This is a genomic window from Glutamicibacter sp. 363 (genome assembly GCF_052379505.1).
GTDB lineage: Bacteria > Actinomycetota > Actinomycetes > Actinomycetales > Micrococcaceae > Glutamicibacter.
On the sequence record NZ_JBQSYR010000004.1, the window covers coordinates 67,270 to 92,690 of the forward strand.

Annotated in this window: 23 protein-coding genes and 1 riboswitch; of the genes, 13 read left to right on the plus strand and 10 right to left on the minus strand. The window is 61.4% G+C overall.

The features are described 5' to 3' along the window. Positions 1–71 precede the first annotated feature (71 nt). Entirely contained in the window at positions 72–1,394 is a 1,323-nt protein-coding gene (locus ACT3UA_RS03685; protein WP_444615579.1) for a YjiH family protein, read from the plus strand. 1 nt (position 1,395) lies between these two features. Here the strand turns inward: ACT3UA_RS03685 and ACT3UA_RS03690 are convergent, their stop codons facing one another. Both ACT3UA_RS03690 and chrA read right to left on the minus strand, forming a co-directional pair. Then, positions 1,396–2,220 (minus strand): hydrolase, encoded by an 825-nt coding sequence (locus ACT3UA_RS03690; protein WP_096286155.1) that lies wholly within the window; start codon positions 2,218–2,220, stop codon positions 1,396–1,398. A 67-nt stretch (positions 2,221–2,287) separates the two neighbouring features. Then, positions 2,288–3,511, minus strand: a complete 1,224-nt coding sequence (gene chrA / locus ACT3UA_RS03695; RefSeq protein WP_444615580.1) for a chromate efflux transporter — start codon at positions 3,509–3,511, stop codon at positions 2,288–2,290. A 131-nt stretch (positions 3,512–3,642) separates the two neighbouring features. Between chrA and ACT3UA_RS03700 the strand changes: the two genes are divergently transcribed. Continuing rightward, complete coding sequence (locus ACT3UA_RS03700; RefSeq protein WP_444615581.1) at positions 3,643–4,983, plus strand: MATE family efflux transporter; 1,341 nt, start codon at positions 3,643–3,645, stop codon at positions 4,981–4,983. 16 nt (positions 4,984–4,999) lie between these two features. On the opposite strand, the gene ACT3UA_RS03705 is transcribed toward ACT3UA_RS03700, so the two are convergent. After that, positions 5,000–5,659, minus strand: a complete 660-nt coding sequence (locus ACT3UA_RS03705) for a GntR family transcriptional regulator (protein ID WP_444615582.1) — start codon at positions 5,657–5,659, stop codon at positions 5,000–5,002. A gap of 173 nt (positions 5,660–5,832) precedes the next feature. Between ACT3UA_RS03705 and ACT3UA_RS03710 the strand changes: the two genes are divergently transcribed. From ACT3UA_RS03710 to rraA, 6 genes are all read left to right on the plus strand, one after another. Beyond that, positions 5,833–7,146 (plus strand): MFS transporter, encoded by a 1,314-nt coding sequence (locus tag ACT3UA_RS03710; protein ID WP_444615583.1) that lies wholly within the window; start codon positions 5,833–5,835, stop codon positions 7,144–7,146. A 40-nt stretch (positions 7,147–7,186) separates the two neighbouring features. Then, positions 7,187–8,407 (plus strand): alpha-hydroxy acid oxidase, encoded by a 1,221-nt coding sequence (locus ACT3UA_RS03715; RefSeq protein WP_444615584.1) that lies wholly within the window; start codon positions 7,187–7,189, stop codon positions 8,405–8,407. 76 nt (positions 8,408–8,483) lie between these two features. Next, on the plus strand, positions 8,484–9,062 hold the full coding sequence (locus tag ACT3UA_RS03720; protein WP_444615585.1) for a DUF308 domain-containing protein: 579 nt from the start codon (positions 8,484–8,486) through the stop codon (positions 9,060–9,062). Between the two features lie 41 nt (positions 9,063–9,103). Continuing rightward, positions 9,104–9,400 (plus strand): hypothetical protein, encoded by a 297-nt coding sequence (locus tag ACT3UA_RS03725; RefSeq protein ID WP_255248434.1) that lies wholly within the window; start codon positions 9,104–9,106, stop codon positions 9,398–9,400. Positions 9,401–9,595: 195 nt separating this feature from the next. Next, a complete protein-coding gene (locus ACT3UA_RS03730; RefSeq protein WP_096286167.1) occupies positions 9,596–10,993 on the plus strand; it encodes an amino acid permease in 1,398 nt (465 codons plus the stop codon). A 62-nt stretch (positions 10,994–11,055) separates the two neighbouring features. Next, positions 11,056–11,532 carry a ribonuclease E activity regulator RraA gene (gene rraA, locus ACT3UA_RS03735; protein ID WP_444615586.1) on the plus strand — a complete coding sequence of 159 codons (477 nt, stop codon included), beginning with the start codon at positions 11,056–11,058 and terminating at the stop codon, positions 11,530–11,532. A gap of 9 nt (positions 11,533–11,541) precedes the next feature. Here the strand turns inward: rraA and ACT3UA_RS03740 are convergent, their stop codons facing one another. After that, complete coding sequence (locus tag ACT3UA_RS03740; RefSeq protein ID WP_105552695.1) at positions 11,542–11,868, minus strand: hypothetical protein; 327 nt, start codon at positions 11,866–11,868, stop codon at positions 11,542–11,544. Positions 11,869–11,957: 89 nt separating this feature from the next. Further along, positions 11,958–12,500 (minus strand): CGNR zinc finger domain-containing protein, encoded by a 543-nt coding sequence (locus ACT3UA_RS03745; protein ID WP_096286173.1) that lies wholly within the window; start codon positions 12,498–12,500, stop codon positions 11,958–11,960. Between the two features lie 146 nt (positions 12,501–12,646). Between ACT3UA_RS03745 and ACT3UA_RS03750 the strand changes: the two genes are divergently transcribed. Continuing rightward, a complete protein-coding gene (locus ACT3UA_RS03750) occupies positions 12,647–13,624 on the plus strand; it encodes an EamA family transporter (RefSeq protein ID WP_444615587.1) in 978 nt (325 codons plus the stop codon). Between the two features lie 287 nt (positions 13,625–13,911). Further along, complete coding sequence (locus ACT3UA_RS03755; protein ID WP_444615588.1) at positions 13,912–15,444, plus strand: GMC family oxidoreductase; 1,533 nt, start codon at positions 13,912–13,914, stop codon at positions 15,442–15,444. Between the two features lie 6 nt (positions 15,445–15,450). Here ACT3UA_RS03755 and ACT3UA_RS03760 read toward each other — a convergent pair whose 3' ends face one another. Beyond that, complete coding sequence (locus ACT3UA_RS03760; RefSeq protein ID WP_444615589.1) at positions 15,451–15,801, minus strand: hypothetical protein; 351 nt, start codon at positions 15,799–15,801, stop codon at positions 15,451–15,453. Positions 15,802–15,807: 6 nt separating this feature from the next. Here ACT3UA_RS03760 and ACT3UA_RS03765 point away from each other — a divergent pair, with 6 nt between their 5' ends. Together ACT3UA_RS03765 and ACT3UA_RS03770 are read left to right on the plus strand one after the other, a co-directional pair. Then, positions 15,808–16,623, plus strand: a complete 816-nt coding sequence (locus ACT3UA_RS03765; protein ID WP_444615590.1) for a hypothetical protein — start codon at positions 15,808–15,810, stop codon at positions 16,621–16,623. Further along, complete coding sequence (locus ACT3UA_RS03770) at positions 16,620–17,639, plus strand: SMP-30/gluconolactonase/LRE family protein (protein WP_444615591.1); 1,020 nt, start codon at positions 16,620–16,622, stop codon at positions 17,637–17,639. The genes ACT3UA_RS03765 and ACT3UA_RS03770 overlap by 4 nt, the downstream gene beginning before the upstream one ends. A 66-nt stretch (positions 17,640–17,705) precedes the next feature. On the opposite strand, the gene cycA is transcribed toward ACT3UA_RS03770, so the two are convergent. From cycA to ACT3UA_RS03790, 4 genes are all read right to left on the minus strand, one after another. Next, positions 17,706–19,205, minus strand: a complete 1,500-nt coding sequence (cycA, locus tag ACT3UA_RS03775; protein ID WP_444615592.1) for a D-serine/D-alanine/glycine transporter — start codon at positions 19,203–19,205, stop codon at positions 17,706–17,708. Between the two features lie 352 nt (positions 19,206–19,557). Further along, positions 19,558–19,655: riboswitch (glycine riboswitch) on the minus strand. A gap of 628 nt (positions 19,656–20,283) precedes the next feature. Then, positions 20,284–21,321, minus strand: coding sequence for a metallophosphoesterase (locus ACT3UA_RS03780; RefSeq protein WP_444615593.1), 1,038 nt, complete (start codon positions 21,319–21,321; stop codon positions 20,284–20,286). A gap of 214 nt (positions 21,322–21,535) precedes the next feature. After that, positions 21,536–21,793: a hypothetical protein gene (locus ACT3UA_RS03785; protein ID WP_096286185.1), complete on the minus strand. Its 258-nt coding sequence runs from the start codon at positions 21,791–21,793 to the stop codon at positions 21,536–21,538. 157 nt (positions 21,794–21,950) lie between these two features. Next, the gene (locus ACT3UA_RS03790; RefSeq protein WP_444615594.1) at positions 21,951–23,864 is read right to left on the minus strand and encodes a metallophosphoesterase; all 1,914 of its coding nucleotides are present in this window, start codon (positions 23,862–23,864) and stop codon (positions 21,951–21,953) included. Positions 23,865–24,184: 320 nt separating this feature from the next. On the opposite strand from ACT3UA_RS03790, the gene ACT3UA_RS03795 reads away from it, so the two are divergent. After that, the gene (locus ACT3UA_RS03795; protein ID WP_444615595.1) at positions 24,185–25,315 is read left to right on the plus strand and encodes a YkvI family membrane protein; all 1,131 of its coding nucleotides are present in this window, start codon (positions 24,185–24,187) and stop codon (positions 25,313–25,315) included. Positions 25,316–25,421 lie beyond the last annotated feature (106 nt).

Consider the following 25,421-nt stretch of genomic DNA (forward strand, 5'->3'; position numbering starts at 1 on the left):
ATCGGGTGTTATTGATACTTGACCCGAGGCAGCCGCGTGCTTCCCTCCAGCCAACGAGAAACAGGTCTGCCATGGCATCCGAATCAGTGACTACGCAACCCGCGCGGTTCTCCCACGTCACCAAGTTCATCGTCTTCAGCCTCATCGGCATCGCCATGTTCTTTGTGCCGATTACGCTCAACGGCACGAGCACGATTCCCCTTGACCATCTGGTGACCTTCATCCGCAATTCGCTGGGGCCCGCGGTGCCGTACTACATCCTGGCGCTGCTGCTGGCGGGAACCATCCTGCCCTTCAGCAACGGCGGGTGGAAGGCCTCGAAGCTGCGCATGGTTTTCGCCTTCGCCAACGTGGTGGGACTCGCGGTGGGCGCGGTGCTGATCTTCGGCGGGGGACCGGGGTGGCTGACCGAGGAGAGCATGGGCCCGTTCCTGCTCAATAAGCTGGTCATCCCGGTGGGGCTCATCGTTCCCATTGGCGCGATCTTCTTGGCGCTACTGGTGGGCTACGGACTGATGGAATTCTTAGGGATCTTCTGCCAGCCGGTGATGCGCCCGCTGTGGCGCACCCCGGGACGCTCCGCGGTGGATGCGGTTGCCTCCTTCGTGGGCAGCTACTCGCTGGGCTTGCTGATTACCGACCGGATGTACCGCGGCGGACGCTATACCGGGCGCGAGGCGGCCATTATCGCCACCGGCTTCTCCACGGTCTCCGCCAGCTTCATGATCATCGTGGCCAAGGCGCTGGACCTGATGGAGCATTGGAGCCTGTACTTCTGGCTCGCCCTGGCGGTCACCTTCGCCGTCACCGCGATCACCGTGCGCATTCCGCCGCTGAGCAGAATCAAGGATGAGACCTACCTGGGCGTCGAGCACCTGGCGGAGCAGAAGATCTCCGGACGGCGCGCGGCCACCGCGTGGAAGGAAGCGCTCGCCGCCGTGGGCCGTGCCCCGAGCTTTGGCAAGAATATGCGGGAGAACATCTGGGACGGGCTGAAGATGGCCATGGCCATTCTGCCCTCGATTCTCTCCGTCGGGCTCGCCGGGCTGCTGCTGGCCCGCTACACCCCGATTTTCGACTGGCTGGGCTACCTGTTCGTGCCTTTCGCCTGGGTGGTCGGCCTGGAGGATCCGCTGCTGGTCGGCAAGGCCTCGGCGACGGGGATCGCGGAGATGTTCCTGCCCGCAACGCTGGCCGCCGGGCATGAGTCCATCGAGCTGCGCATGGTGGTCGCGATCGTCTGCGTCTCGGCGATCATCTTCTTCTCCGCGCTGGTGCCCTGCCTGCTGGCCACCAGCATTCCGCTGCGCCTGCGCGACATGGTCATCATCTGGTTCATCCGCGTCGCGCTGACCATCTTGATCGCCACCCCGCTGGTGCGCCTGCTGCTGTAGCTCAGGTCATCGAATCGTTGCTGCCGCTGGCCCAGGCAGCGTAGCGTGCGGCGGAGAACGCGACGATCTCCCCGGCCCGCGCGGGCACGACGCTGGCGAAGTTGTTGTAGAGCCGTTCGAATTCCAGAGCGGCCAGCTGGGTGGCGATGCGGCGCACCACCGGCCCGGAGAGCGGGATCCGGTTGGGATAGCTGCGCAGGAAGGTGACATTTCCATCCGCCACCGGAAAGACCCCGTCCCCGGCCAGCAGCACCCCGAGGCCCGCGGCTCCCGCGGCCCACAGGGCCACGGTGCTCCCGGGGAAGTGCCCGCCGATCTGCTCGAGCCGGATCCCGGGAATCGGTTCGAAGGGCTCGGACCAGACCTTCGCATTCGGGCTAGCGCGTTGGACCCAGTTCTGGTCGGGAGCCGCGATGTAGATGGGCGCGTTTCCGAAGGCGCTGCTGTAAGCGGTCTGCACGCCATACATGTGCGGGTGGCTGGCCACGATCCCCTGCACGCCGCCGCGCTCGCCGATCGCTTCGAAGGTCCGCTGGTCGAGCAGCCCCGGCACCTCGAAGAGCAGGTTTCCGTTCTCGGTTTGCACGAGCAGGGCGCTTTGCCCGATGCCGATATCCGGGGAACTGAACGAGGTCAGCCCGGGTTCCAGATCATGGATTTGGATCTGATGCCCGGCTGCCAAGAGCTCGGCGCGGTGAGTCCAGCGTTGGATTCCATCCGGTACGTACTGGCGTTCGTCGACGCAAATGGGGCAGAAATCCGGCGGCTCAGCCGCCGGCTCGAATTCAACGGCGCAGGCGGCGCACTGCCAATCGATCAGTTCCATAGTTCTACTTCCGGTCCAGGGCGCAGGGGTGTCCCAGCCTAACCGGCTTAGCCGTTGCTGCACAGGGTCAGAGCAGAGCCCAACCGATCACGGCGCTGGAAATCACCAGCATCCACGGCGGGATTCTCCAGGAGTGCAGGGCCAGGAATCCGGCCGCCGCGAGCACCAGCGTGGGCACGGTGGAAGCGCCCTGCAAGAACACCGGGGAGTAGAGCGCGGCGGCCAGCAGCCCCACCACCGCGGCGTTGATCCCGGACAAGGCCCGCCGGGCCGTGCGCGAGCTGCGCAGGCGCTGCCAGAACGGGAGTGCGCCGGCGACCAGCAGGGCCGAGGGCAGGAAGATCGCAAACAAGGCGATGCCCGCTCCGAGTACCCCGCTCGGTCCTGTTTGGAAGACCATTCCCAGATACGCGGCGAAGGTGAAAAGCGGTCCCGGCACGGCTTGGGCTGCTGCGTAGCCAGCGAGGAATGCGTCATGCTCCACGAGCCCGGCGCCCACCGTTTGGGTTTCGAGCATGGGCAGCACCACGTGGCCCCCGCCGAAGACTAGCGCGCCGGTGCTGTAGAAGATCTCGGTCAGCTGCAGCGCCGGGTGGTCGAAAACCGCGGCGGCCACCGGCAAGCCGATCAGCAGCAGGGCAAAGACGGCTAGGCAGATGACCGCGCTGCGCCGCGAGTGGCGGGCGAAGCTGAAATCGCTGTGCTGCGAATCTTCGGCCCCGTTCCGCATCCAGAGCAGGCCGAGCAGCCCCGCGGCGAGGATCACCGCGACCTGGATGAAAGGGGAAGGGAACAGCAGCACGACTCCCATCGCTGCCACCGCCAGCGTTGCGCGCGGTGCGTCCGGAGCCAGCGTCTTGGCCATCCCCAGCACCGCGTGCGCCACCACCGCGACGGTCGCCGCCTTGAGCCCGGTGATCCATCCGTCCCCGATCAGCGAATCCAGGCTATTGGCCGCCAGGGCGAATAGCACCAGCAGGATCGCCGAGGGCAGGGTGAACGCGGCCCACGCGGCGAGCAGTCCCCAGGTGCCCGAGCGCTGCAAGCCCAGCGCCATGCCGACCTGGCTGGAAGCGGGCCCGGGCAGGAACTGGCAGAGCGCCACGAGGTCCGCGTAGGCGCTTTCGCTCAACCATTTTCTTTTGACCACGAACTCTTCGCGGAAGAAGCCCAGGTGCGCGGTGGGGCCGCCGAAGGAAGTGAGCCCCAGCTTGAGGAAGGCGGCGAAGACCTCGCGGACCGGCGCTGCAGGGGGCGGGCCGGCGGGAGCCGCACTCGGGGAAGAAGTCATAGCAGGAGTATTTCAGCTCGGGAATGCGACCGCCTAGTTGCTCCGCAAAGCACAGGTAAACGAGGGGTGAACCCTTGGGGCGCAGACGGAGGAATCGCCGTGAGCGCCGATCAGTTCGTAGAGTAGGACTCGTGAACGCAGATAAGTCCCGGACAGCCTCCCCCTCGCTAGCCAAGCAGATCCTTGTGCTGGCCATTCCCGCCTTGGGGGCGTTGATCGCCGAGCCGCTATTCCTGATGGCGGATTCGGCCATCGTGGGACACCTAGGTGTTTCGGAGCTGGCTGGCGCGGCCCTGGGCACCACAGTGCTGCATACCGCGGTGGGCCTGATGATCTTCCTTGCCTATGCCACCACCCCGGCGGTCGCTCGCGCTCTTGGCGCAGGGCAGCAGGCACGTGCCATGGCGGCCGGCCGCGACGGCATGTGGTTTGCGGTGGTTCTGGGCATCGTCTTATCGGTGGCGGGCTTCATCTGTGCCGAACCGCTGGTGCGGCTGCTGGGCGGCGAAGGCCAGACCCTCGAGTTTGCGGTGGACTATATTCTGTATTCGATGCCCGGTCTCACCGCCATGCTGCTGGTCCTCGCGGCAACCGGCGTGCTGCGCGGAATGCAAGACACCAAAACGCCGCTGGTGGTCGCTACCGCGGGATTCGGGCTGAATATCGTACTGAACTTCGCCTTGGTCTACGGGCTGCAGATGTCCGTGGCCGGTGCCGCCTTGGGCACCTCGATCGCGCAGTGGCTGATGGCGCTGGTGTATTTGCGGATGCTCGTGCCGCGCATCCGGGCCGCTGAGATCCGCCTGCGTCCAAGCTGGGCGGGATTCATTTCCACCGGCCAGGTGGGTTCCTGGCTGATGCTGCGAAACCTGACCATGCGCGTGGCATTGCTGCTGACGGTGGTGGTGGCAACTAACGCAGGAGAGCTGACGCTGGCCGCTCACCAGCTGGTCTTCACCATCTTCTCCTTCCTGGCCTTTGCCCTGGACGCACTGGCCATTGCCGCCCAAGCGCTCATTGGCAAGGAGCTCGGCGCAGGAGACGCATCCCAGGTTCGCCAGCTCACCGGGATCATGAGCCGGTGGGGGATTTACTTTGGAATATGCACCGGACTATTGCTGCTGGCCACCTCATGGGTGTTCCCGATGATGTTCACTCCGGACACCGAGGTCCACCAGCTGACCACCATCGGGTTGTGGATCTTGGCGCTCTCCCAGCCCCTGTGCGGATTGGTCTTTGTCCTGGACGGCGTGCTGATCGGCGCCGGGGATGCGAAGTACCTGGGCATTGCCGGAACCATCAACCTGCTCGCCTATCTGCCCATGCTGTGGGCGGTGCAGCACTTCGCGATTGGCCCGCAGGCGGCGATCTTGTGGATCTGGGTGGCCTTCGCCATCGGCTACATGCTGGCGCGTGCCATCACCCTGGGGCTGCGAGCCCGCGGTGATGCGTGGATGCGCCTAGGGCAGTGAGGGCCACAGCGACCGGCTAGCCCCATAGCGAGTCCGGGTCTTGATGCTGTCCGAGCATGGCCCGGTGGATGGACTGCAGATGCGTGCGCATCGCGTGCTCCGCAGCTTGTGCATCTGCCGCGCTAATGGCCGCCAAAATGGCTCGGTGCTCGGCGAGCTCGGCGGACTGGGACATATAGGGCTGCATGGCCGGCAGGACATAGTGCGCCCTGGCGGTCTCGGCGAAGCACTTGGTCAACGTGGCGGTGATCCGCGAATTGCGATTGGCCGCCGAGAGATCCTCGTGGAAGCGGCGGGCGGCGAGCATCGAGGCAATGGGATCCGCCTCGGCCAGGTGTTCCTGTTCGGCGAGGTGCCCGCGCAGCTCGGCGAGGGTTTGCGCCGAATGAAAGCGCGCGACATTCCGTGCCGCCCGTGGTTCGAGCAGGATGCGCAGTTCCAGGACTTCATGGATGTCCTCCATGCTGATCGCCCGTACCAGGTAGCCCTTTTTCGGCAGTAGCTGCAGCAGGCCTTCGCTGGTCAGCTGGCGCAGGGATTCACGGACGGGAGTTTTGGACACCTGGAATTCCTCGGCCAGCGCCGGTTCGATCACCATGGTGCCCGGGGCGAGCAGGCCGGTAGCGATCCGTTCGCGCAGCTCCAGCGTGAGCCGCTCGGAGAGTGAACTAGCCATGGATCCTCATTTCTCTGCTTATACCCTTAGGAATCGCGCGTAACTTTTGGCGCGAGACTTTCCCGGAATCATGGAACAGTCTAGTCTTGGCTGAAATATATTTCAGGTATCTTACGTTGGCTTGCCACGAGCCAACAAGGAATTTTCGCATCCGTGCGGAGGAGAACGAACCGATGGAAAAGACAACGACACTGGGTTCCGACCCGCTCCGCGTGCAGCGCCGCCGGGCTATTTCGGCCTCCCTGATCGGCACCGCCATTGAGTGGTACGACTACGCGCTCTATGGGGCGGCGGCCAGCGTGGTGATCGGCCCGCTGTTCTTCTCCGGAGCCGGAAGCTCGGCGGCCTCCATCGCCGCATTTGCGACCTTTGCCGTGGGATTCGTGGCCCGCCCGGTGGGCGGGGCGGTCATTGGGCATCTCGGGGATAGATTCGGGCGCCGCCCGGCAATGCTGCTCTCGGTCATACTGATGGGCATCGCCACGGTCGGCATAGGTTTGCTGCCCACCGCGCAAACCTGGGGCGCATGGTCCATCGGCCTGCTTGTGCTCTTCCGACTGATTCAGGGCTTCGGCGCCGGTGCGGAACTCACCGGAGCAATGACCCTCGTGGCCGAATATGTCGAGCCGAAAAAACGCGGCCTGTACACCTCGCTGATTCTCTCCACCCCGCCGCTGGGCATCGCCTTGGCGACCATCTGCTTCTTCTCGGTTTCCCTGCTCGGGGACGAAGCGCTGCTTAGCTGGGCCTGGCGTATTCCGTTCCTCGTTTCCGCCTTGCTCTTCCTGGTGGCCCTCTACATCCGCAACAAGTTGGAAGAAACTCCCGAGTACACGCAGGCCATGAGCAAAGCCCAGCAGCTGGCGGGAGCAACTAAGCTGCCGCTGCGCGAGGTCTTCGAATCCCACTGGCGCCGGGTTGTGCTGGGCTTCTTCGCAATTACCGGGCATAACGCCACGAACTACATCCTGGCGGTGTTCTCCATCAGCCTGATGGTTGGCTCCGGCATGGCGCGCAGCCAGGCACTGCTTGCGGTGACGCTCGGCTCGCTCGTCTCGGTAGTGCTCACCCCGGTGGGCGGCTGGCTGGCTGACCGGTACGGCGCGGCCCGCATCCTCGCGGCCGGAAACATCGCCGGGCTGCTGCTGGCCTTCCCGATCTTCTGGATGCTGGCCACCGACCAATTCATCTTCGGCTTCCTGGCCATCGCCTTGGGCTACGGGATGGTCATTCCCTGCACTTCCGGGGCGCAGGGAGCCTTCCTGACCGAACTGTTCCCGGTATCAGTGCGCTTCAGCGGCATCGCGATTGCCCGCGAAATGAATGGCGCCATCGTGGCGGGACTCTCGCCACTGATCGCCGCCGCGCTTTTGGAGCTCGGCAACGGCTCGGTCAGCCTGCCGGCAGGGTTCCTCGCCTTATGCTGCCTGAGCTCGGCGATCGCCATCTACCTCGGAGCCCAGGCGAAGAGCCGCATCCGCTACTAGATAACCGCTATTCAATTGCACGAGAAGCAAAGGATCAATTTTGGGTAACCTCAAGCGTCAATTCCCGGATTTCGGCGAACTGGTCAATCTGATGAAGTTCAAACTGCCATCCACCGATCGCCGGGCCGCGCGGCTGGCCCAGGCGGCGGACCTGTGGGACCTGCGCCGCATTGCCAAACGGCGCACCCCCACCGCGGCCTTCGACTACGTGGACGGCGCCGCCGGAAATGAAATTACCGCAACCCGCGCCCGCAACGTCTTCGACTCGGTCGAACTGCTGCCGCGTATCCTGCACGGAACCGCAGCAGCGGACCTGTCCACGCGGATCGCCGGAGCACCATCCGCGCTGCCCTTCGGCATTGCGCCCACCGGGTTCACCCGGTTCATGCAGTCCGAAGGAGAAATCGGCGGCTCCCGTGCCGCCGCGCGGGCGGGCATTCCCTTCAGCCTCTCCACCATGGGCACCCGCTCCATCGAGGAGGTCGCCCAGGCCGCACCCGAGGGGCGCAAGTGGTTCCAGCTTTACCTGTGGAAGGACCGCGAAAAGTCCGCGGCCCTGGTCAACCGGGCCCAGGCGGCGGGTTTCGACACCCTCCTGGTCACCGTTGACACTCCCGTGGCGGGCCAACGCCACCGGGATACCCGCAACGGCATGAAGATTCCGCCGGAGCTGACCTTGAAGACCGTCCTCGATGCTTCCTACCGCCCGGAGTGGTGGTTCAACTTCCTGACTACCGATTCGCTGAAATTCGCTTCCCTCTCGGATTCTTCCGCGGATCTGCCCAGCATCATCAACTCCATGTTCGACCCTTCGCTGGACTTCGAAGATCTTAAATGGATCCGCGAATTGTGGAAGGGGAAACTTTTCGTCAAGGGCGTGCTCACCGCGGAAGATGCGGCGAAGGCCAAGGCCGCAGGCGCCGACGGGCTGGTGGTCTCAAACCACGGAGGACGCCAGCTGGACCGGGCGCCGATCGCCTTCGAAGCGTTGAGCGAAGTCCGTGCCGAGGTCGGAGAGGGTATGGAGATCATCATGGACTCGGGCATCATGTCCGGTTCGGATATCGTTGCGGCCCTATGCGCCGGGGCGGACTTCGTCTTGATCGGCCGCGCATATCTCTACGGGCTGATGGCCGGCGGGGAAGAAGGCGTGAGCCGCGCCATCGAATTGCTGGCCAAGGAAGTAGAAGTTGCCATGCAATTGATGGGCGCGGCAACGATTGCCGAGCTCAATGAGAGCCTGATCCGCCGTCGCGGCTAGCTCTCCGGCGCACCGGTAAATGTGACTTAGCTTTGACTCGGCTGATTCTTTGTTCTATCGCCGGTAGAATGGGGGTGTGCCAGCACCAAAAACCACCCCAGCCCAAGCCCAAGACGTCTTCCGCCCGGTATTCCTGCGCGGACTCGGCGCCCTGGTCTACTCGCTCATCTCGATATTCTGGATCAACGCGGATCAGACCGTGCTGTCCTATGCGACCGGCGCGCTGCTGGTGGTGACCGGTGTTTTCATGTGGCAGTACGTCACCGTGCCGACCGCTCCGGAGAAGTCCCGAGGAGCCTACGCGCTAGGTGCCGGGCTCATGCTGCTGGCAGGCATTGCCTGCCTGTTCGCCACCACCCCCATGTGGGTGGCCTATCTCGCGGCCTTCGCATTCTTCGTCACCGGTGCGGTTGAGCTTTACGTCTTTGTCAAAATGCGCGCGCAGTTCCCGCCGTTCCGCAACCAGCTGGTCACCGCCGCGGTTTCGATGATCCTGGCCATTGCCCTGCTCTTCGGCACGTCGCTGGATGCTCACGGCATGTTCGGCCTGATCGGTGGCGGCACCATAATTTTCGCGGTCTTTGAACTGATCGCCGCGTTCGGCCATCGCCATGACGCCAAGGCGGCGGCGGCGACCGAAACCGAAAACAACTAATACTTTTTAGGTCAACAGGAAAAGTAGAAACGGAGTTCCTGGTGGGAAACAACTCGCAGAAGAAGCAACCGTGGAGCCATTCAATTAAAGGCCCGCTGAGCTTCTCGCTGTTGCTGGCTGTCGTTGCCGGAGTGGTCGGCATGATCTCCTCGACCGGAGGCTCGCAAAACCCGATTCGTTTTGACATCGGGCTGGTCTGCTTCGGGGTGGCCTTTGTCGCCAGTTTGCTGATCATCTCGGTGCTCACCATGGCAGGCAAGGAAAACGATTCTGAGCTGGGTAAGGGCACCGGTGTGAACCGGTCCTCGGCCGACCCGAAGAAAAAGTTCGAAGACTAAACATCGCGTCGACAACGCGCTGGGCCCGCCGTGAAGGCGGACCCAGCGCGTTGTCGTTAGCTTGGCGGTCAGCGCACCGCACCGAAAAAGAACGCCATTTTCAAGGATTGACACGTGAATAACACGAAGCAGACGTCGAGAAGTAGCCGCACCCCACTGGGCGAGCAGCTGATTCGACGTAAATCAATCCACTCCATGACAACCGAGGCCGCAAATAACGCCGGTCTCGGGCAGCTCAAGCGCAGCTTCGGGGTGCTGCAGCTGACCATGATCTCCGTCGGCGCCACGCTGGGCACCGGCATCCTGGTGATCCTTGGCGATTCGGTACCCGTTGCCGGTCCGGCCATCTGGATCGCGTTCGTGCTCGCTGGCGTGACCGCGCTGCTTTCGGCGGTGTCCTACGCGGAAATGGCCGGCATGGTCCCGGTCTCCGGTTCCAGCTATTCCTATTCCTACGCCACCATGGGCGAGGGGGTGGCATGGATCTGCGGTTGGTGCCTGATCCTTGAGTACGCGGTATCCGCGGCCGCCGTGGCCGTGGGCGCTGGTTCCTATGTGAACCAGACGCTGGAGATCTTCGGCATGCAGCTGCCAGCTTCGCTGGCCAGCGGTCCGGTAGACGGCGGCGTCATCAACCTGCCTGCACTGATCACGGTGGTCCTGGCCACCCTGCTCTTGGCGCGGGGCGCCCGCGAATCGGCCCTGGCCAACACCGCCATGGTGATAGTCAAGATCGCGATCCTGGTGTTCTTCTCCATCGTCGCGTTCACCGCCTTCGACGCGGGGAACTTCGCCCCGCTATTGCCTATGGGTGCAGCCGGAGTGAGCGCCGCCGCCTCGATGGTGTTCTTCTCCTACATCGGCTTTGATGCCGCATCCACCGCAGGCGAAGAGGCAAAGAACCCGCAACGCGATATGCCGCGCTCAATCATCATCTCCATGGTTCTGGTGACCACCGTGTACGTATTGGTGGCGGTGGCCGCGGTAGGCGCACGCAACTGGCAGTGGTTTGAAGGTGCCCAAGCAGCACTGGTGATGATCGTTTCCGAGGTGACCGGGCAACGCTGGCTGGTGCTGCTCTTCGCCCTGGCCTCGGTGATCGCGATCATCTCGGTGGTGCTGACCACGCTGTACGGGCAGACTCGCATCCTGCTGACCATGGGACGCGACGGGCTGGTGCCGAAGGCCTTCGCCAAGGTGTCCCCGAGGACCCACACCCCGGTGATCGGTACGCTCATCGTCGGCAGCGCGGTGGCAATTACCGCCTCGCTGATCCCGTTGGGCGAGCTGGCCGAAGCCACGAGCATCGGAACCCTCTTCGCGTTCGCGTTGGTAGGGGTCGCGGTCATCTTCCTGCGGCGGACCCAGCCGGACGCGCCACGTACCTTCAAGGTGCCGTTCTACCCGGTGACCCCGATCCTCGGAATCGCCGCGTGCTTGTTCCTGATGTTCAATCTCGGCACGAACACCTGGGCGGTTTTTGGCATATGGATGATCGTCGGTTTTATCGTGTACCTCAGCTACGGCCGCAAGCATTCCCGCTTGGGGGCGCTGCACACCGATTCATATCGCGAGACACTGAAGTCGAAATAATTCTGCGGCGAGTTAGGCTGTGAGTTGTACCAGACTCTAGCCCTCATCGACCAGGAGCAACCATGCAGCAAGAAGCGATCAGCACCGCGGATCTCTACGACGAATTTGAAGAGCAGATCCAGTCGATTTCACTGCAGTTTCAGTCGTTCGGCGCCCGCGAAAGCTTTTCGGGTCCTGCAAAAACGATCAAATGCTTTGAAGACAATGTGCTGATCAAATCCACGTTGAATACCCCCGGCGAAGGCCAGGTGCTGGTCGTAGACGGCGGCGGATCGCTGCGCTTCGCCCTTATGGGAGACATGATCGCCCAGGCGGCGGTGGATAACGGCTGGGCCGGAGTCATCATCAACGGCGCGGTGCGCGACCGCGTTGAGCTGGCAAAGTTGGACCTTGGCATCAAGGCGTTGGGGAGCAACCCACGCAAAACCGTGAAACGCGGCGGCGGATTCAGCGATCTGAACCTCGAAATTGACGCGGTCACCATCCGCCCCGGCGCCATGGTGTACGCCGACGCGGACGGTGTGCTGGTCGAGCGCTAGGCGCCGGCCCTATTCCGAGAGGTGCTTTCCGCCTCCCGTATTTCCTTGGCCCCACTCTTCAACGAACTCAGCGGTGCTCAACTCCTCCAGATCCTTGCGAATCTGAACGATCAAGCGTTCGGCTTCTTCAAGGTTGGAGGTTTGCATGCGCAGCAGAATTGCATCATTTTTCAAGGAATGAACGACTACCTCGGCTCCGCGCGCTTCAAATTCCGCATCGCCGAGCGTTGCGGAGGCGATAGCTGCGGCCCACCGGCCGGCTGCCTTCAGCGGGGAATCCGCGCTGGCTTCAAGGCGTGCCTCATATTCTTCGGATGCGTGTGCTTCACCGGTCATGATCTGGCCTTTCGACTGCAACGACAGGATGCTCCTGTTATCCAATCATCTTAGGGTCGAAGCGATGGATAACGCGACTTATTTAGGCGTCAGTCTTTCGCTTTTCGTGCCCGGTATGCGCGAACATGCTCACGGTTGGCGCAGTTGCCGGTGTCGCAATACAATTTCGAGCGGTTGCGAGACAGGTCAAGCAGGGCCGCGCCGCAGTCGGTGGAGGCGCAGATGCGCAAGCGCTTGCGCCCGCCGGAGCGGATCACCTCGGCCAAGGCCATGGCTGCGTCCACCGCCATGCGGTCGTAGAGCGGGGCCCTGGTGGTGGTCGCGTGCAGGTGGTAACCCCATTTTTCGCTTTTGATGAGTTGCGGCTGGGCGTTGACGTTGCGCAGTATCTGATTGACTTTGAACACCGCGTCATCCTCATCGGTGGTCCAGATGCCTTTGAGCTGGGCACGCAGCTGGCGGATGGAACGCAGCTCGGACTGGTCCTGGGCATGGGGGCCGCTGAAGTTCTCGGTGCGCAGGAACTGATCCAAATCCGGCACCGTGGAAAGCAAGTCGACGAACGAGACCTCGGTGTTCAGCAGGTTCACGATGGTGTGCAGCGACGCTTCAATATCTGGCGCAAAGGTCATAAATCATTCCCGGGATGTTCGTGGATTGACGCGAGTTCAAGCGGATCCGTATTGTCATGATCATATAATCTTTTGCTCCTGAATCAGCTGCGTGTTCCTGTACCGCATGTCGTTCAGGAGCATTCGTAGCAAAGGCCTACCCGCTCATGTCACAGCCCCAAAAGCCACCAAGTTCCACGGCATCGACGCTGAGCTCGCCGCGCGCTCACGGACAACTGGCAGGAATCTGGATCGCGTTGGCTTCCTCGGCCGCTTTCGGCCTGTCCGGCTCGTTCGCCAAGGGGCTGTTCGAGGCCGGTTGGACCCCGGCGGCCGCGGTGGCGGTGCGCATGGCCGGCGCCGCCTTGGTGCTCGCGGTCCCTGCGCTTCTGGCGATGCGCGGACGCTGGACCTTGCTGCGCACCAACTGGGTTTCGATCCTGCTGTTCGGGTTCTTCGGGGTCGGCGCCTGCCAGCTGTGCTATTTCCTGGCGGTGGAACGACTCGACGTGGGTGTGGCACTGCTCCTTGAATACTTGGCACCGGTGTTGATTGTGCTGGTGCTCTGGATGCGCCATAAGAAGCGCCCTTCGGCCGCGACCATTGGCGGCACCGTGCTCGCTCTCGCCGGTTTGGTTGCGGTGCTGGACCTGAACGGAGCCTCTTCGCTGGATCCGATTGGAATTTTGTGGGGGCTTGGGGCTGCGGTCGGCTTGACCGTGTATTTCTTTGTCAGCGCCCGCGTTGACGGCGCATTGCCGCCGATTATCCTGTCGGCCGGGGGCATGCTCGTCGGTGCGCTTTCGCTGGCACTGGTGGGCTTATTCGGCATTCTTCCAATGCGTGCCGAATTCGGCAGTGGTTCCTTCGCCGGGATGCAGGTTCCGTGGTGGGTTGCCCTGCTGGGATTGATCTTGATAGCCACGGTGTTCTCCTACACCACCGGAGTGATGGCCGCCCGTGCGCTGGGCTCCAAGGTAGCTTCCTTCATTTCCTTGACCGAAGTGCTCTTCGCGGTGCTCTGGGCGTGGCTCTTGCTCTCCGAGCTGCCCGGAACGATCCAGCTTTTCGGCGGACTGCTGATCGTGCTGGGCGTGGTGCTGGTGCGCATCGACGAGTTGCGCTCCGCACGAATCCGCCGCTGAGGCTGACCGTCCGCTTCTTGGACTCGGATTTACACTATGGAAGATCCTCGGGGAATCGCATGCCAAGGAAAAGTGTGCGTGCGCTGCTGCCTCGCGGATTCACCCGTCCGGTGCCATAACTGGACCTCACCGAATGACTCTACGGCTCACGCTTCGCACGCAAAGACAAGGTCAGTGCACGCGATGACAAGAACCTGGCAGGCCCGCGACGCAGACTGGAAGAAAGTAGCGCGTATGCGTGATCGCGGTCACCGAGGATCGGTCCTGCGCATCGATTAGGAGAGCTCGTGAACAATAAATCCGTCATCGTGGTTGGAGCAGGTTCTGCAGGATCCGTGGTCGCTCGTCGGTTAGTGGACGCCGGCGCCAAGGTGACCTTGTTCGAAGCCGGGGGAGAAGACACCAACCCTGCGATTCATGACCTGTCCCGCATGGGTGAACTGTGGCATAGCCCAGATGACTGGGATTACCACACGGCTCCTATGCAAGGCGCCGCAAATAAGCCAATGCACCTGCCGCGCGGCAAGGTGCTGGGCGGATCCCACGCGCTCAACGCGACCATCTGGGTGCGCTGCGCGCCGCAGGATTTCGACGGCTGGGCTGAAGACTGCGGGGAACACTGGTCTTGGCGCAATGTCCTGCCCATCTATAAGTCCATTGAAAACTTCTCCGGCGGCGCTGGCGAATTCCATGGCGCCGAGGGATTGGTTCCGGTGGACAACGACTATGAACTGGATCCGATCCAGCTCTCGATTATCGACGCTGCCGTGCAGTCCGGGGTCGAATTCAATCCTGACTACAACGGCGAAAGTCTCGAAGGTGTCTCCAAAGAGCAGGTCAATATCGTTGACGGGGAACGCATCAATACCTGGAAGGCTTACCTGTTGCCGGTGCGCGAGCAGCTGGAGATCATCACCAACGCCGAGGTGCACTCGGTAATAGTCCAGGACGGTGCTGCCGTTGGCATTCGATACCAGCAAGATGGCCAGTTCAAAGAGATTCTGGCAGATGAGGTGGTGCTGAGCGCCGGGGCGCTCGGCTCCCCGCAGATCCTGCTGCGCTCGGGCATCGGCCCGGGCGAAGAACTTGAACAGGTAGGCGTGAAACCGGTGCTGGAATCTCCGCAGGTGGGAAAGAACCTCCACGACCACCTGCTCGCACCGGTCATCGCCCAAACCACTACCCGGGATATTGACCCGCCACGAACCGGGGTCTCGGTGTCGCAGAGCCATCTGTTCGCCAGATCGCGGGCGGAACTGGAAGTGCCGGACACCCAGCCGATTTTCTTCTCGGTTCCCATGTACTCGCCGGGGATGGCCGCGATCGACGGAACCGCGTTGACCCTGCATTCGGGGATCGTCACGCCGGCCAGCCGAGGCGCGGTAACGCTGAGCGGACCGAATCTCGAAGACCCGGTAGTCATCGATTTGAATGCCCTGGACGATCCGCAGGATATGGAGTCCTTCTTGTTCTCCATCAAGCAGTGCCGGGAAATTGTGAAGCAGCCGGCGCTCGCGGAGGACTGGGGTGCCGTCGAGGTCTATCCGGGTCCCAAGGTGCAAAGCGATGCGGAGCTGGAAGCGTATATTCGCGAAAACGTGGTCACCTACCATCATCAGGTGGGTACCTGCCGGATGGGCAGCGACGACCAGGCCGTGCTCGACCCGCGACTCAAGCTCAACGGGCTGAGCGGATTGCGGGTGATCGATGCGTCGATCATGCCGACAATCACCACCGGCAACACCAACGCGCCGGCGATTCTGATCGGCGAGCTCGGAGCGCAGTTCCTCCTGGAGGATCTGGGGCTTGAGCCGCGCTAAAGCGTTCTAGCGGGGCTGCTGCTGGGCGCGTAATTCGCGGGCGATTGCGGCTAATCCGATGGTCAGCGAGCGCAGCTCATCGGCCGATATGCGGTAGAGGATTTCATCGGCGAGCTCTGGGCGATTCGCCACGAGTTCGCCGATGACCTCGCGGCCAAGACTGGTTGCCTTGATCCGCCGAATGCGCTGGTCCTTGGGATCGACGGTGCGTTCCGCGACACAGACCCGCACTGGGCCGCGTCGCTGGAACCGGGCTGGCAGAAAAAGCGCCAAGACAACTTCCTGGATATCATCTCCGGTGAGGACTTCGACGAGGACCTGATCCAAGACGGCTGGACCACCGTTCCGCAGCTGCAACGTGCCATGATTACCGGCAAAATCGACGAGTCGCTCAGCGCCGAAGAGCGCGAGCGCGCCGAAGAATTGCTGGACTTCGCCAAGCTGAATCAAATCCGTTCCCGCGTGGATGAGATCGTGGAAGATCCGCAGGCCGCGGAGAAGCTCAAGCCCTGGTACCGCTACATGTGCAAGCGCCCGGGCTTCTCGGACACCTATTTGCAGAGCTTCAACCGGAAGAACGTCACCCTGGTGGATACCGCCGAATACGGCGGGGTGACCCGCATGACGGAAAGCGCAATCGTTGTCGGCGACACCGAGTACGAGGTCGACTGCGTCATCTTCGCCACCGGCTTCGACGTCGGAGTATCCGGTGTCCTTTCCGGAACCATGCCAGTGTACGGCCGGGGCGGATTGCCATTGCTGCATGCTTGGGCCCAGAGCCCCAAGTCCCTTCATGGGTTCCAATCCCATGGATACCCGAACCTGTTCCACCTCGGCGCCTTGCAAAATGCGAATTCGGTGAACTTCGTGCATATCTTGCAGGAGCAGGCGGAGCATCTCTCGGCGATAATACAGGCCGGACGCAGCGCAGGAGTGTCCATCATTGAGCCCTCGGTCGAGGAACAAAAGGAATGGACCCGCACCATTCATGGCTCGGCGATCGACAACAGCAAATTCCAGTTGGAATGCACCCCCGGCTACTACAACAACGAAGGCAAGGCGCGTCCGAACCTGAACTCCTTTGGCCCTGGCCCGGTAGCGTTCGCGAAGCTGCTGAAGCAATGGCGCGAGAATGAACTGGAAGCCTACATCGCCCGTCACATAGAGGTGAACGCATGAGCGCCCGCGGCCGTTTGCTCCAAACCGGCGGACTCTTAACCGCATCCCTGTTGCTGCTCAGCGGCTGTGCCGCCGGTGGCACCGCCACTTCCTCCGCGGCAACGCAGCTAGTGGCAGAGGAATTCACGCAAGTCAGCGAAGTCCACGAAGCGACGGGTATGGCATTGCTCGAAGGCCCAACCTTCGGCGCTGACGGCCACCTCTATTTGGTGGACGTCGTCTCGGGACCGGGCGAGCCGAAACTGCTGAAGGTGGATGTCGAGAGCAAGGAAGTCTCCAGCCTCTATACGGATGATTCCGGAGCCTATTCGTCGGTGCAGATTTCCCCGAAGGATGGAAAGCTGTACCTGAGCGACATCGCCGGCGGAAGAATCATCAGCATGGATGCCGATGGCTCGGAGGCTGAAACCTTCTTTGCAGGGCAAGTAGATGGCAGGCGGGTGAGCCCGGATGACATCGCGTTCAACGAGGACGGCGATCTCTTTGTCAGCGACTTCACTGCTTTCCCGGGCGTTCCGCTAGAAGCGGCCCAGGCAGGTCGCATCATCCGAATCGATGCCGACAGTGCCAAGGGCTCGGTGGTGGCCGAGGATCTGCCATCCACCAACGGGATTTCCTTCAACGAGGATTTCACCGCGCTGTGGCTCAGCCAGTATGCCGCGAATCGAATCGACCTGCTAAAGCTAAACGCGCAGGGCACGCAAGCGGCCGCCATCCACCCGGCGGTCTACGTCGATGGGGGAGAAGCGCAAGTGGATTCCAATGCGGTGGACGCGGCGGGCAACGTCTATCAGATGTTCGAGCATGACACGCGAGTTGATGTGTATAGCCCCAAGGGGCAACTGCTCGCGCAGGTGAAAATGCCAGAAGCTGCGCAGGGACTGGACTCGGCGACGAATATTGCCATCAAGCCCGGAACTACCGAAGGGTTCATCACTGTCAGCGGCGCGGCCGGTGGATTCATTTACACCTTTGAATCCTTGGCCGAGGGCACCCGCCAATCCAACGGAGGCTAAAGCCTCGGTATCGGTTCAGACAGAGGTAGGCGCCGCACCCCAAGCGGGGTGCGGCGCCGATCTCAATTAATCTATGGATACGGTTTGCTTCTCGTCTTCACCGGCCGCCTCGGTGGCAGCCGGGCCGTGGATGCGGAAGGCCCCGGCGTCTTCCTTCTCCACCGCGACCTTTGCCACGTGCGCGGCACGAAGCGCCACGTGCCCCGGCTTGCGGCGCACCACGCGGTATCCGATGGCCAGGCCGATGAACCACAGCGGGGTGACCAGCAGGGCTGACAACGTATCGCTCTGCGTGGTCAAGGCCCAGAGGATGAATCCGAAGAAGGCCAACACCACATAGGGCATGAAGGTGCCACCGGGCATCTTGAACTTGCTCTGCGCATGCAGGTGCGGACGGCGCTTGCGGTACACGAGGTAGCTGACCAGGATGATCGACCAGACGAACATGAAGCACAGGGCCGCTACGGTGGTGACCAGGGTGAAAGCAACCATCACCGAATCGCCGCTGTAGAGCAGCACCACTCCGGCAAGCAGGAACATGCAGGAGAACATCAGTGCGTTGCGCGGCACCTTGTTTTCGGACAACTGAGCGAAGGCCTTCGGCGCGTCGCCCTCAAGGGCCAAGCCGCGGATCATGCGGGAGGTCGAGTAGATGCCCGAGTTCGCGCTGGACGTCGCGCTGGTGAGCACCACGAAGTTGATGATGCCCGCCGCGCCGGCCAGCCCGGCCAAGGCGAACATGCCCACGAACGGGGATTCTCCAGCGGAGAACAGGCGCCATGGCTGAACGGCCATGAGGATGATGAGCGCACCCACGTAGAAGATCAGGATGCGGATGGGAATGGAATTGATGGCCTTGGGGAGGGTCTTCTCGGGGTCCTTGGTTTCGGCCGCGGTGGTGCCGACCAGCTCTATTCCCACGAATGCGAATACTGCAATCTGGAAACCTGCAACGAAGCCCATGAAACCGGTCGGGAACATTCCGCCGTCGGCCCAGAGGTTGTTGAAGGAAGCGGTAGCACCATTGTGCCCGAAGCTGGTGATGACCATGACCAGGCCGACGACAATCAGCGCGCAGATGGCCACGATCTTGATCATGGAGAACCAGAACTCGGTTTCGCCGAAGGCCTTCACCGTGGCCAGATTCAGCACCAGCAACAACGCGATGCATGCGAGTGCCGGGATCCAAAGCGGAAGGTTCCCCCACCAGAAAGCGACGTAGTGCGCAATGGCCACCACGTCCGCGATACCCGTGACTACCCAGCAGAACCAGTAGGTCCAGCCGGTGAAGAACGCGGCCCACGGGCCGAGCAGGTCGCCTGCGAAGTCCGCGAAAGTCTTGTAATTCAGGTTCGAAAGCAGCAGTTCACCCATGGCACGCATGACGAAGAACAGCATGAAGCCGATAACCATATAAACGAAGATGGCAGATGGTCCGGCGACCGAAATAGTTTTACCCGAGCCCATGAACAAGCCGGTGCCGATGGCACCGCCAATGGCGATGAGCTGGATATGACGGTTAGAGAGCCCGCGTTCGAGTTTGGGTGAAGAGCTGGTATCGCTCATGCTGCTGCCTTCCAGGAGTGGTGAGGTGCTTCGATGAGGTGCCATGGCGAACCACTAGGGGTTTCGCCACGTTGCGGCAGATCTACGTTCGCACTCGAACCGTCGGACTCCGCGGCAAGATTCTCCGCACCGAAACGTAGCGGACGAGGCCCATCTAGGGATCGCCCTGCACGAAGGTGGAGATAGTTTGCCAAGGGGAGAACTTTCGAATCGGGTGCGTACGGTGCGGCACTGTTCTTAGTTCCTCCCCAATCTGTTTGAAGACCTGAGAGTTTTCACCTCGATCCGGTGGGGATCGGAGGTTTGCTCCGTCGGTGAGCAAGGACTAGTCCTTGCTGCTTTCCAGATTCGCCTCGTCGTGGCGGTACGGGTGCCTGAGAGTTTCCCGGGGAGGAATTGCTCCTACGGCGCCCGCCCTTGGCTTGGGCGGGACTCTCCCGCCACGCGTCAACGGCGTACTGCTTGTGATTGCAGTCACAGTATGCCCAGCTCTTTTCTGCTTGCGCAAACCGGCGTGGGGTTTATTGCATGAGCAATCCATGGCTTGCTCATGCCTGAGCCCGGTATTGGGCGGTTTTGGCCGAGAAGCCCGTTTTAAATATGAAGCGTTTTGTTGTCGAGTACGAGCGGCGTCACCGGATGATGACTTGCAGATACTTAGACGAGAGAGAAATTTACTGGTCAGAAAGCGGGGAGCATATTCGTGGATCAGCTTTAGGACGAAATAAGTATGAAAACTTTTGCGGCGGCTTCCTGAAAAATTGTTCTGGATGTTGGCTGCGCAAGCCGACGTTGTTTCGTTTTCATCCGATGCTGCGCGCGAAGCGGCGGCCTCGGTGCAGCCCTTGCCGCCGTATTCGCCGGGCTTCGTACCTAGAGTCGAGGCGCCGGCCCGAGCAATCTGCAGGCAATTAAAAACCGGAGCCCAGCCAATGGCTGGGCTCCGGTTCATCACTCGCACCTTTGAGGAAGGTAGTTACCACTCTAGGGGCGGCAACTGTTTGGCTACTGTGTGCGCGGTGCCTATTCGCTTTGCATGCCGAGCGGTTATGCCACGGGCGCCGCTTCGTCGATGAAATCAGCCGGTGAAGGGAACGCGCTCCCAGCTGAGAATTTCTGCACCCTGTGCCGAGTTCGGCGCAACGCTCACGCGCAGCCACTCGCTTGAGGTTGCGGCACCCTCGACGGTGACCCGCTGCAAATTCGGAACCGGGTCGACACCGTAGACCTCTAGCCACGGTGAACCGGCGGCCAGCGGCGCATCTTCGTTGAACACGTGGCTGTCGCCATTGACCAGATACACCGGTCCGCCGAAGGCCGCTGATTCGTTGGCTAGGGCTTCGACAAACGACTTGAAGCCTGAAACGGATTCGGGGTTTGCCAGGGAATCATCCTCGAACCCCGGGGTGAACATATCTGCCTGGGTCATCACCACTACGGCGCGCGCCTGGGATCGTTTCGCATCGGCGAAGGTTTCGGCCAGTTGGTCGAGGTTTGCTTCGGTGCGCAGCGCGACTTCTTCCAGCTGTTCGGAAGTTGGTGCGGTCAGTCCGAGTCCAGCCCACGGGGCCAGGGAGTTATTGGATCCCTGGACGTTCACCACGGAGAAGGCGACACGGTTCTTCGTGAATTGGACGTTTTCCGGTAAACCGATGACCGCCTGGGAATCTACCTGCATGGTGCCGCCCAGAGTCTTGTTTTCGACCGGGAAGAACATTTCACGCAGGGTATCCAATCGCTCCAGCGGGTTGTAGCCGCCGTTGTTGGCCCGGTGGCAGTCGACCCATTCGTTGTCGCCCGGGGTGAATACCAGCGGAGTTTGAAGCCGATCCAGTTCCTCCTTGACCAGGCTCAGGCGTTCGTCGGTGCATTTTTCGGAACCTGCCTTGATATCCCCGACATGGGCAATGAAACGAAGCTCGTCTTGCTCGTTAAGTTCGCTAACCATGTTGGGGAATTCGGCCAGTTGGGCTGCGCCATAGGGGATGTCTCCAATGACGCCGAAGGTGTAAGCGGAGTCCGCGGACCCCGCGGAATTCGCAACTGCTGGGGCCGCTGGGGCGAGGAGAACTGCACAGGCCAAGGCGGCGAAGCCCTGAAGGAAACGAAAACGCATGAGGCACTCCTGTATTTCGGTGCGAGATGAGGCTGAAAGACCTCTGCCACACTATGAGGCAAGGGTTAATAGCCGGCAACGGAATCGTTGCAGGAGCGTGAAACGAGCGCTCCTGGGCATGCGCTAGGCAGTCTTAACCAGCAGCGGCTACCGGACCCTACGGGGAATGTAGGAGCGGTAGCCGTTTGGCGCTTAGAGCAGCTGTTACCCGGGACTACTTCTTTTCCTGCGGGTCGGTCGCCAAGACTGCCTCGGTGTAGCGGCGCTCGAATTCCTCGGCGGAAACTGACTCGCGTTCCACTCGGAAAGAGGACTCAGGGATGCCAAGAACCGCCGCGATGAGGGTGCGGGTGTATCCGGCAATCTTGCGGGACTTCCGGGTGGAGGTGACGTGGTCCAGCTCCGGGACCCAGATGTTCCACCAGCCGGCTTGCTTGCCCACCACCGCGTGGAATACTCGTTGCTCGTTCATCTGTTGTCCTACTTTCATGGATGCACCAACCGTGAGTCCAGCTAGAGGTAATTGCTTAGAGCAGGCAGCCACCTGCACGCCGCCTGCTCTAATGTTCTATCATCGGTGGCCTCTGCGCCAAGACAACTTGCGCCACCTGGCAGCAATTGGCCTGTGGCTACTTCGCCAACGGCGCGCCGTCCTGGCTGACCGGGAAGGTCACCACATCGTCGTATACGCGTCGTTCGGTGCGTTCAAGCTGGTATTCCGAATCCAACTTCGGGAAGACGTATACCGGGGTCAATGTGAGCTCTGCTCCCTTGGCCTTCTTCGCGATGTCGATTTGCAGGTGTCCGTAGTGCAGACCGCCGGATACGAGCTGCGCTACGCCATTTTCGTCCTCTTCCCAGGTCTCTGGCTGGTCTGCCGGCGCTGACCACTGCGAGTGCGAGTTGAAGCGCAATGGTTCGTACTCGCCCTGGGCATTCTGCACCAGCTTTTCACCGCGCAGGCCGTCGGCGGCCACGCCCACATCATAGGAGTGGAAGCCTCGGCCGTCGCCGTCCGCGTCAACCCAAGAACGCTCGAACATCTCGTCATGGCCGGAGATGACCGCGGCGACCCCGTGTTCCTCGAACATTGGCGAGTACGCGCGCATTGCGGTGCCGGACTGGTTGTCGGGGTGCTCATGGTTCGGCGGGGTGCCGTGCACGCCGTTGGAATAGGCGGCATGGTGGAACTGGACGAGCACAATCTGGCCGTCGGCGCGGGCTTCGGCCAATTGCTTCTCGGCCCAGTCCCATTGGGCCGACCCGGCATCCATATTTGGCAGGTCAACATCTTGCTCGGTTGAGCCGGGGAATAGATCCTTGAAGCCCTGAACATAGGATTCAAAGGTGAACTGGCCTTGGGTGTCGGTGGACTGGTTCTCAGCGGTCAGATTGGTGTCGTCCCCAGAGAATTTTTCGCCGGACAAGGTGCCGGTGCTGGTGTTCTCATCGGGTCGGCCATTGGTGGAGTCCAAGGTCAGGACCGTGACCGGCCCATGATCCACCCGGTAGTAGGAACCCTTGTATTCGGGGTGCTCCGGGTCCTGCGGCAAGGAGAAATAATCCAGGAAGCGGTTGCGTGAAATTACCGCGGGGGTGCGGTCTGCGTCCGAACCGTAGCCACCGTTCAGGGCCGCATAGGTTTCCCAATTGCCCAATGCCGGAAGCAACGGAACGTTGGAGGCCAGATCCGAGTGTTCACCGGCAACATGTCCGAAGAACTCATCCCATGCCGGCTGGTATCCCGAGCCCTGCGTCAGGTCCCCGGCCATCATGACCAGATCCGGGTTGGCGGCCTGAACATGCTTGAGGTTTTCGTTGAAGGCGGTGGACTGGTCCAGCGGATAGCGCAAGGTCGGCTGGCCATAGCGGGTGGTCATTCCAAAAGTCTCGGCCCACTTTGAATCGGTGCTCGGGCGTTGCAAGGACTCGGAGGTGTATCCGTTGACCGGGGAAAGCTCCCATTCACGGTGCTCGGTGCGTCCGCGAGGTTCGGTCTCCGAGTCGGAGAAGGCAACAATGCGGATGTTCTTCCAGGATTTTCCATCTGGCGCTGTTTCGAAAGCGGCAGTATGCCTCTGTCCTGATTGGGTGACCGTGTAGTCGTATTTCTTGCCTGGTTTGAGATCTTCGATGGTCACCGAGTGCTTGTAATTGGAATTCGACTTCAGCCAGGTGCCCTGTTCAAGTCCGGGGATCTGCTGCTCGAGTTCGGCCTGGGTGTACTCCATCAAGTCCAGGTATTCAGGCTCGCTGCTTTGGGCGCTGCTATTTCCTTTGCCCGGCTGGTTGCCGAGACCCGGCCCCTGGACTGAGAGGGTTCCTGGTTGGTCGGTTTCGCTGATCCAGTTGATGGTCATCGAGGTCGCGCCTGGAGCCTGCAGGTAGGGCAGAACACGAAATCCGGGTTCTGGAGATTTGGCGGTGGACGCCGGGAAGGACATGGGGGCGCTGGCTGGCAGGGCTGCCGCCGGTGTAGCAGGCGCGATGGCCAGCGGGAGCAGAACGGCGGCCGCGAGCGCGACGGCGGTGGGCTTGTGCATGAGCAATTCTCCTGTGCGAGTGTGATCGCCCGAGTTGGCGGGCAATACCTCGAGGATGCACAGCGCGAATGGACGAAACGTGCACGGAAGGAGTCGAAGAGGTGAACCTGCCCGGTGGTCCTAATCTCCGTTTCGTGGAAACTTTTGGTTTACCGGGTGCGGGATCGGGTTTTCGCGGTCCATGACATTGGTCCTGCGCACTTCCAGCCTTCCCGGATGTTGACTGCGTCACGTTTGAGATATACCTTTAATCACATTTTGATATATGAGGTCGATATCGAACGTGCGGTGTCGAGTGAACCTTCTGAGAGGGAATCTACATGTCAGATAAGGTCGTTACCCGAGCGTATTTGGCAACGGTTGAAAAAGGCAGCTTCTTCCGGGTCTTGACCTACGCCGGGGCGATAATGGCGTTTTTGATCGGCTCAGGTTTTGCTACGGGCCAGGAGATTTTGCAGTACTTCACCTCGTACGGCTACTGGGGAGTCTTTGGCACCGGGCTGCTGGTTCTCGTGCTCATGACGTATGTAGCAGTGGAGTTCTTCGTTGTCGGGCAGGCAAAGAAATATGATCGCCCGTCGCACATCTTCCGCTATTACTGTGGAAAGCACTTGGGGAACTTCTTCGACTATTTCTCAATACTGTTCGTCTTCCTGAGCTTCACGGTAATGGTAGCCGGCGCGGGCGCCGTATTCGAGGAGCACTATGGATTGTCGAAGTTTATTGGCGGCATCGGTTTGGCTGTTGCGGTCGGCATCAGCGTCTGGTTTGGCCTGAAGAGTCTGGTTGACGTCATCGGCAAGATCGGACCGCTGGTTGTTGTGGTGGCTATTGGGCTTGGATTGCTGGCGATTCTGCGTAATCCAGCAGGGATTTCTGAAGGGCACCAGTTGCTTCCAGAGCTGGACCTTACCCAGGCATCCACAAACTGGTTTATGGCTGGACTTTCCTACGTGGGTTTCTGCATGCTGTGGCTAGCGGCCTTCCTGACCGCGTTGGGCAAGACGGCGAGAAGCCGGAAGGAGGCGGTTGCCGGTGGAATTACCGGTGCGGTGGTGTTCTCGCTGGCCTGCGTTGTCGTCGGGCTGGGGCTGCTGGCCAATATCACCCGGGTGGGTGGAACCGAAATTCCCATGCTGGTGCTGGCGAAGGATATTAGCCCCGTACTTGCCGCAGGAATTTCGGTCATGATTCTCGCCGGAATCTACACCACCGCGGTCCCGCTGCTGTGGACCGTGTCTTCGCGATTCTTTGCCGACAAGACTCTCCGATTTAAGTACTTGACCATCACCTTGGCAGTACTAGGAACGGTAATCGGGCTGATGCTGCCATTCTCGCAAATGGTCAACGTTGTCTATGTCATCAACGGGTATGTAGGTGTTCTTCTGCTGGCGTTGATGGTGGTGAAGACGATCTCACGGGCTGCCCGGCGCCACCCCATGTCGCGCTAAGCCTGTTTGCTTCGGTGAGATGCGTGATTGCCGGTGAACGGTGACCAGGTCTAGCAAGCCGCCAGTTGGATGGTTGTGTTCCCGGCGGAGTGGGAATCGTATCGAG

Excerpts from the sequence above, each read along its gene's own strand:
- ACT3UA_RS03765 (WP_444615590.1), top strand. The coding sequence starts at position 15,808 with ATGATTACCGGCAAAATCGACGAGTCGCTCAGCGCCGAAGAGCGCGAG.
- ACT3UA_RS03750 (WP_444615587.1), top strand. The coding sequence starts at position 12,647 with ATGTCACAGCCCCAAAAGCCACCAAGTTCCACGGCATCGACGCTGAGC.
- ACT3UA_RS03690 (WP_096286155.1), bottom strand. The coding sequence starts at position 2,220 with ATGGAACTGATCGATTGGCAGTGCGCCGCCTGCGCCGTTGAATTCGAG.
- ACT3UA_RS03795 (WP_444615595.1), top strand. The coding sequence starts at position 24,185 with ATGTCAGATAAGGTCGTTACCCGAGCGTATTTGGCAACGGTTGAAAAA.
- ACT3UA_RS03785 (WP_096286185.1), bottom strand. The coding sequence starts at position 21,793 with ATGAACGAGCAACGAGTATTCCACGCGGTGGTGGGCAAGCAAGCCGGC.
- ACT3UA_RS03710 (WP_444615583.1), top strand. The coding sequence starts at position 5,833 with ATGGAAAAGACAACGACACTGGGTTCCGACCCGCTCCGCGTGCAGCGC.
- ACT3UA_RS03730 (WP_096286167.1), top strand. The coding sequence starts at position 9,596 with ATGACAACCGAGGCCGCAAATAACGCCGGTCTCGGGCAGCTCAAGCGC.
- cycA (WP_444615592.1), bottom strand. The coding sequence starts at position 19,205 with ATGAGCGATACCAGCTCTTCACCCAAACTCGAACGCGGGCTCTCTAAC.
- ACT3UA_RS03705 (WP_444615582.1), bottom strand. The coding sequence starts at position 5,659 with ATGGCTAGTTCACTCTCCGAGCGGCTCACGCTGGAGCTGCGCGAACGG.
- chrA (WP_444615580.1), bottom strand. The coding sequence starts at position 3,511 with ATGACTTCTTCCCCGAGTGCGGCTCCCGCCGGCCCGCCCCCTGCAGCG.
- ACT3UA_RS03790 (WP_444615594.1), bottom strand. The coding sequence starts at position 23,864 with ATGCACAAGCCCACCGCCGTCGCGCTCGCGGCCGCCGTTCTGCTCCCG.
- ACT3UA_RS03745 (WP_096286173.1), bottom strand. The coding sequence starts at position 12,500 with ATGACCTTTGCGCCAGATATTGAAGCGTCGCTGCACACCATCGTGAAC.
- ACT3UA_RS03685 (WP_444615579.1), top strand. The coding sequence starts at position 72 with ATGGCATCCGAATCAGTGACTACGCAACCCGCGCGGTTCTCCCACGTC.
- ACT3UA_RS03770 (WP_444615591.1), top strand. The coding sequence starts at position 16,620 with ATGAGCGCCCGCGGCCGTTTGCTCCAAACCGGCGGACTCTTAACCGCA.
- ACT3UA_RS03740 (WP_105552695.1), bottom strand. The coding sequence starts at position 11,868 with ATGACCGGTGAAGCACACGCATCCGAAGAATATGAGGCACGCCTTGAA.
- rraA (WP_444615586.1), top strand. The coding sequence starts at position 11,056 with ATGCAGCAAGAAGCGATCAGCACCGCGGATCTCTACGACGAATTTGAA.
- ACT3UA_RS03780 (WP_444615593.1), bottom strand. The coding sequence starts at position 21,321 with ATGCGTTTTCGTTTCCTTCAGGGCTTCGCCGCCTTGGCCTGTGCAGTT.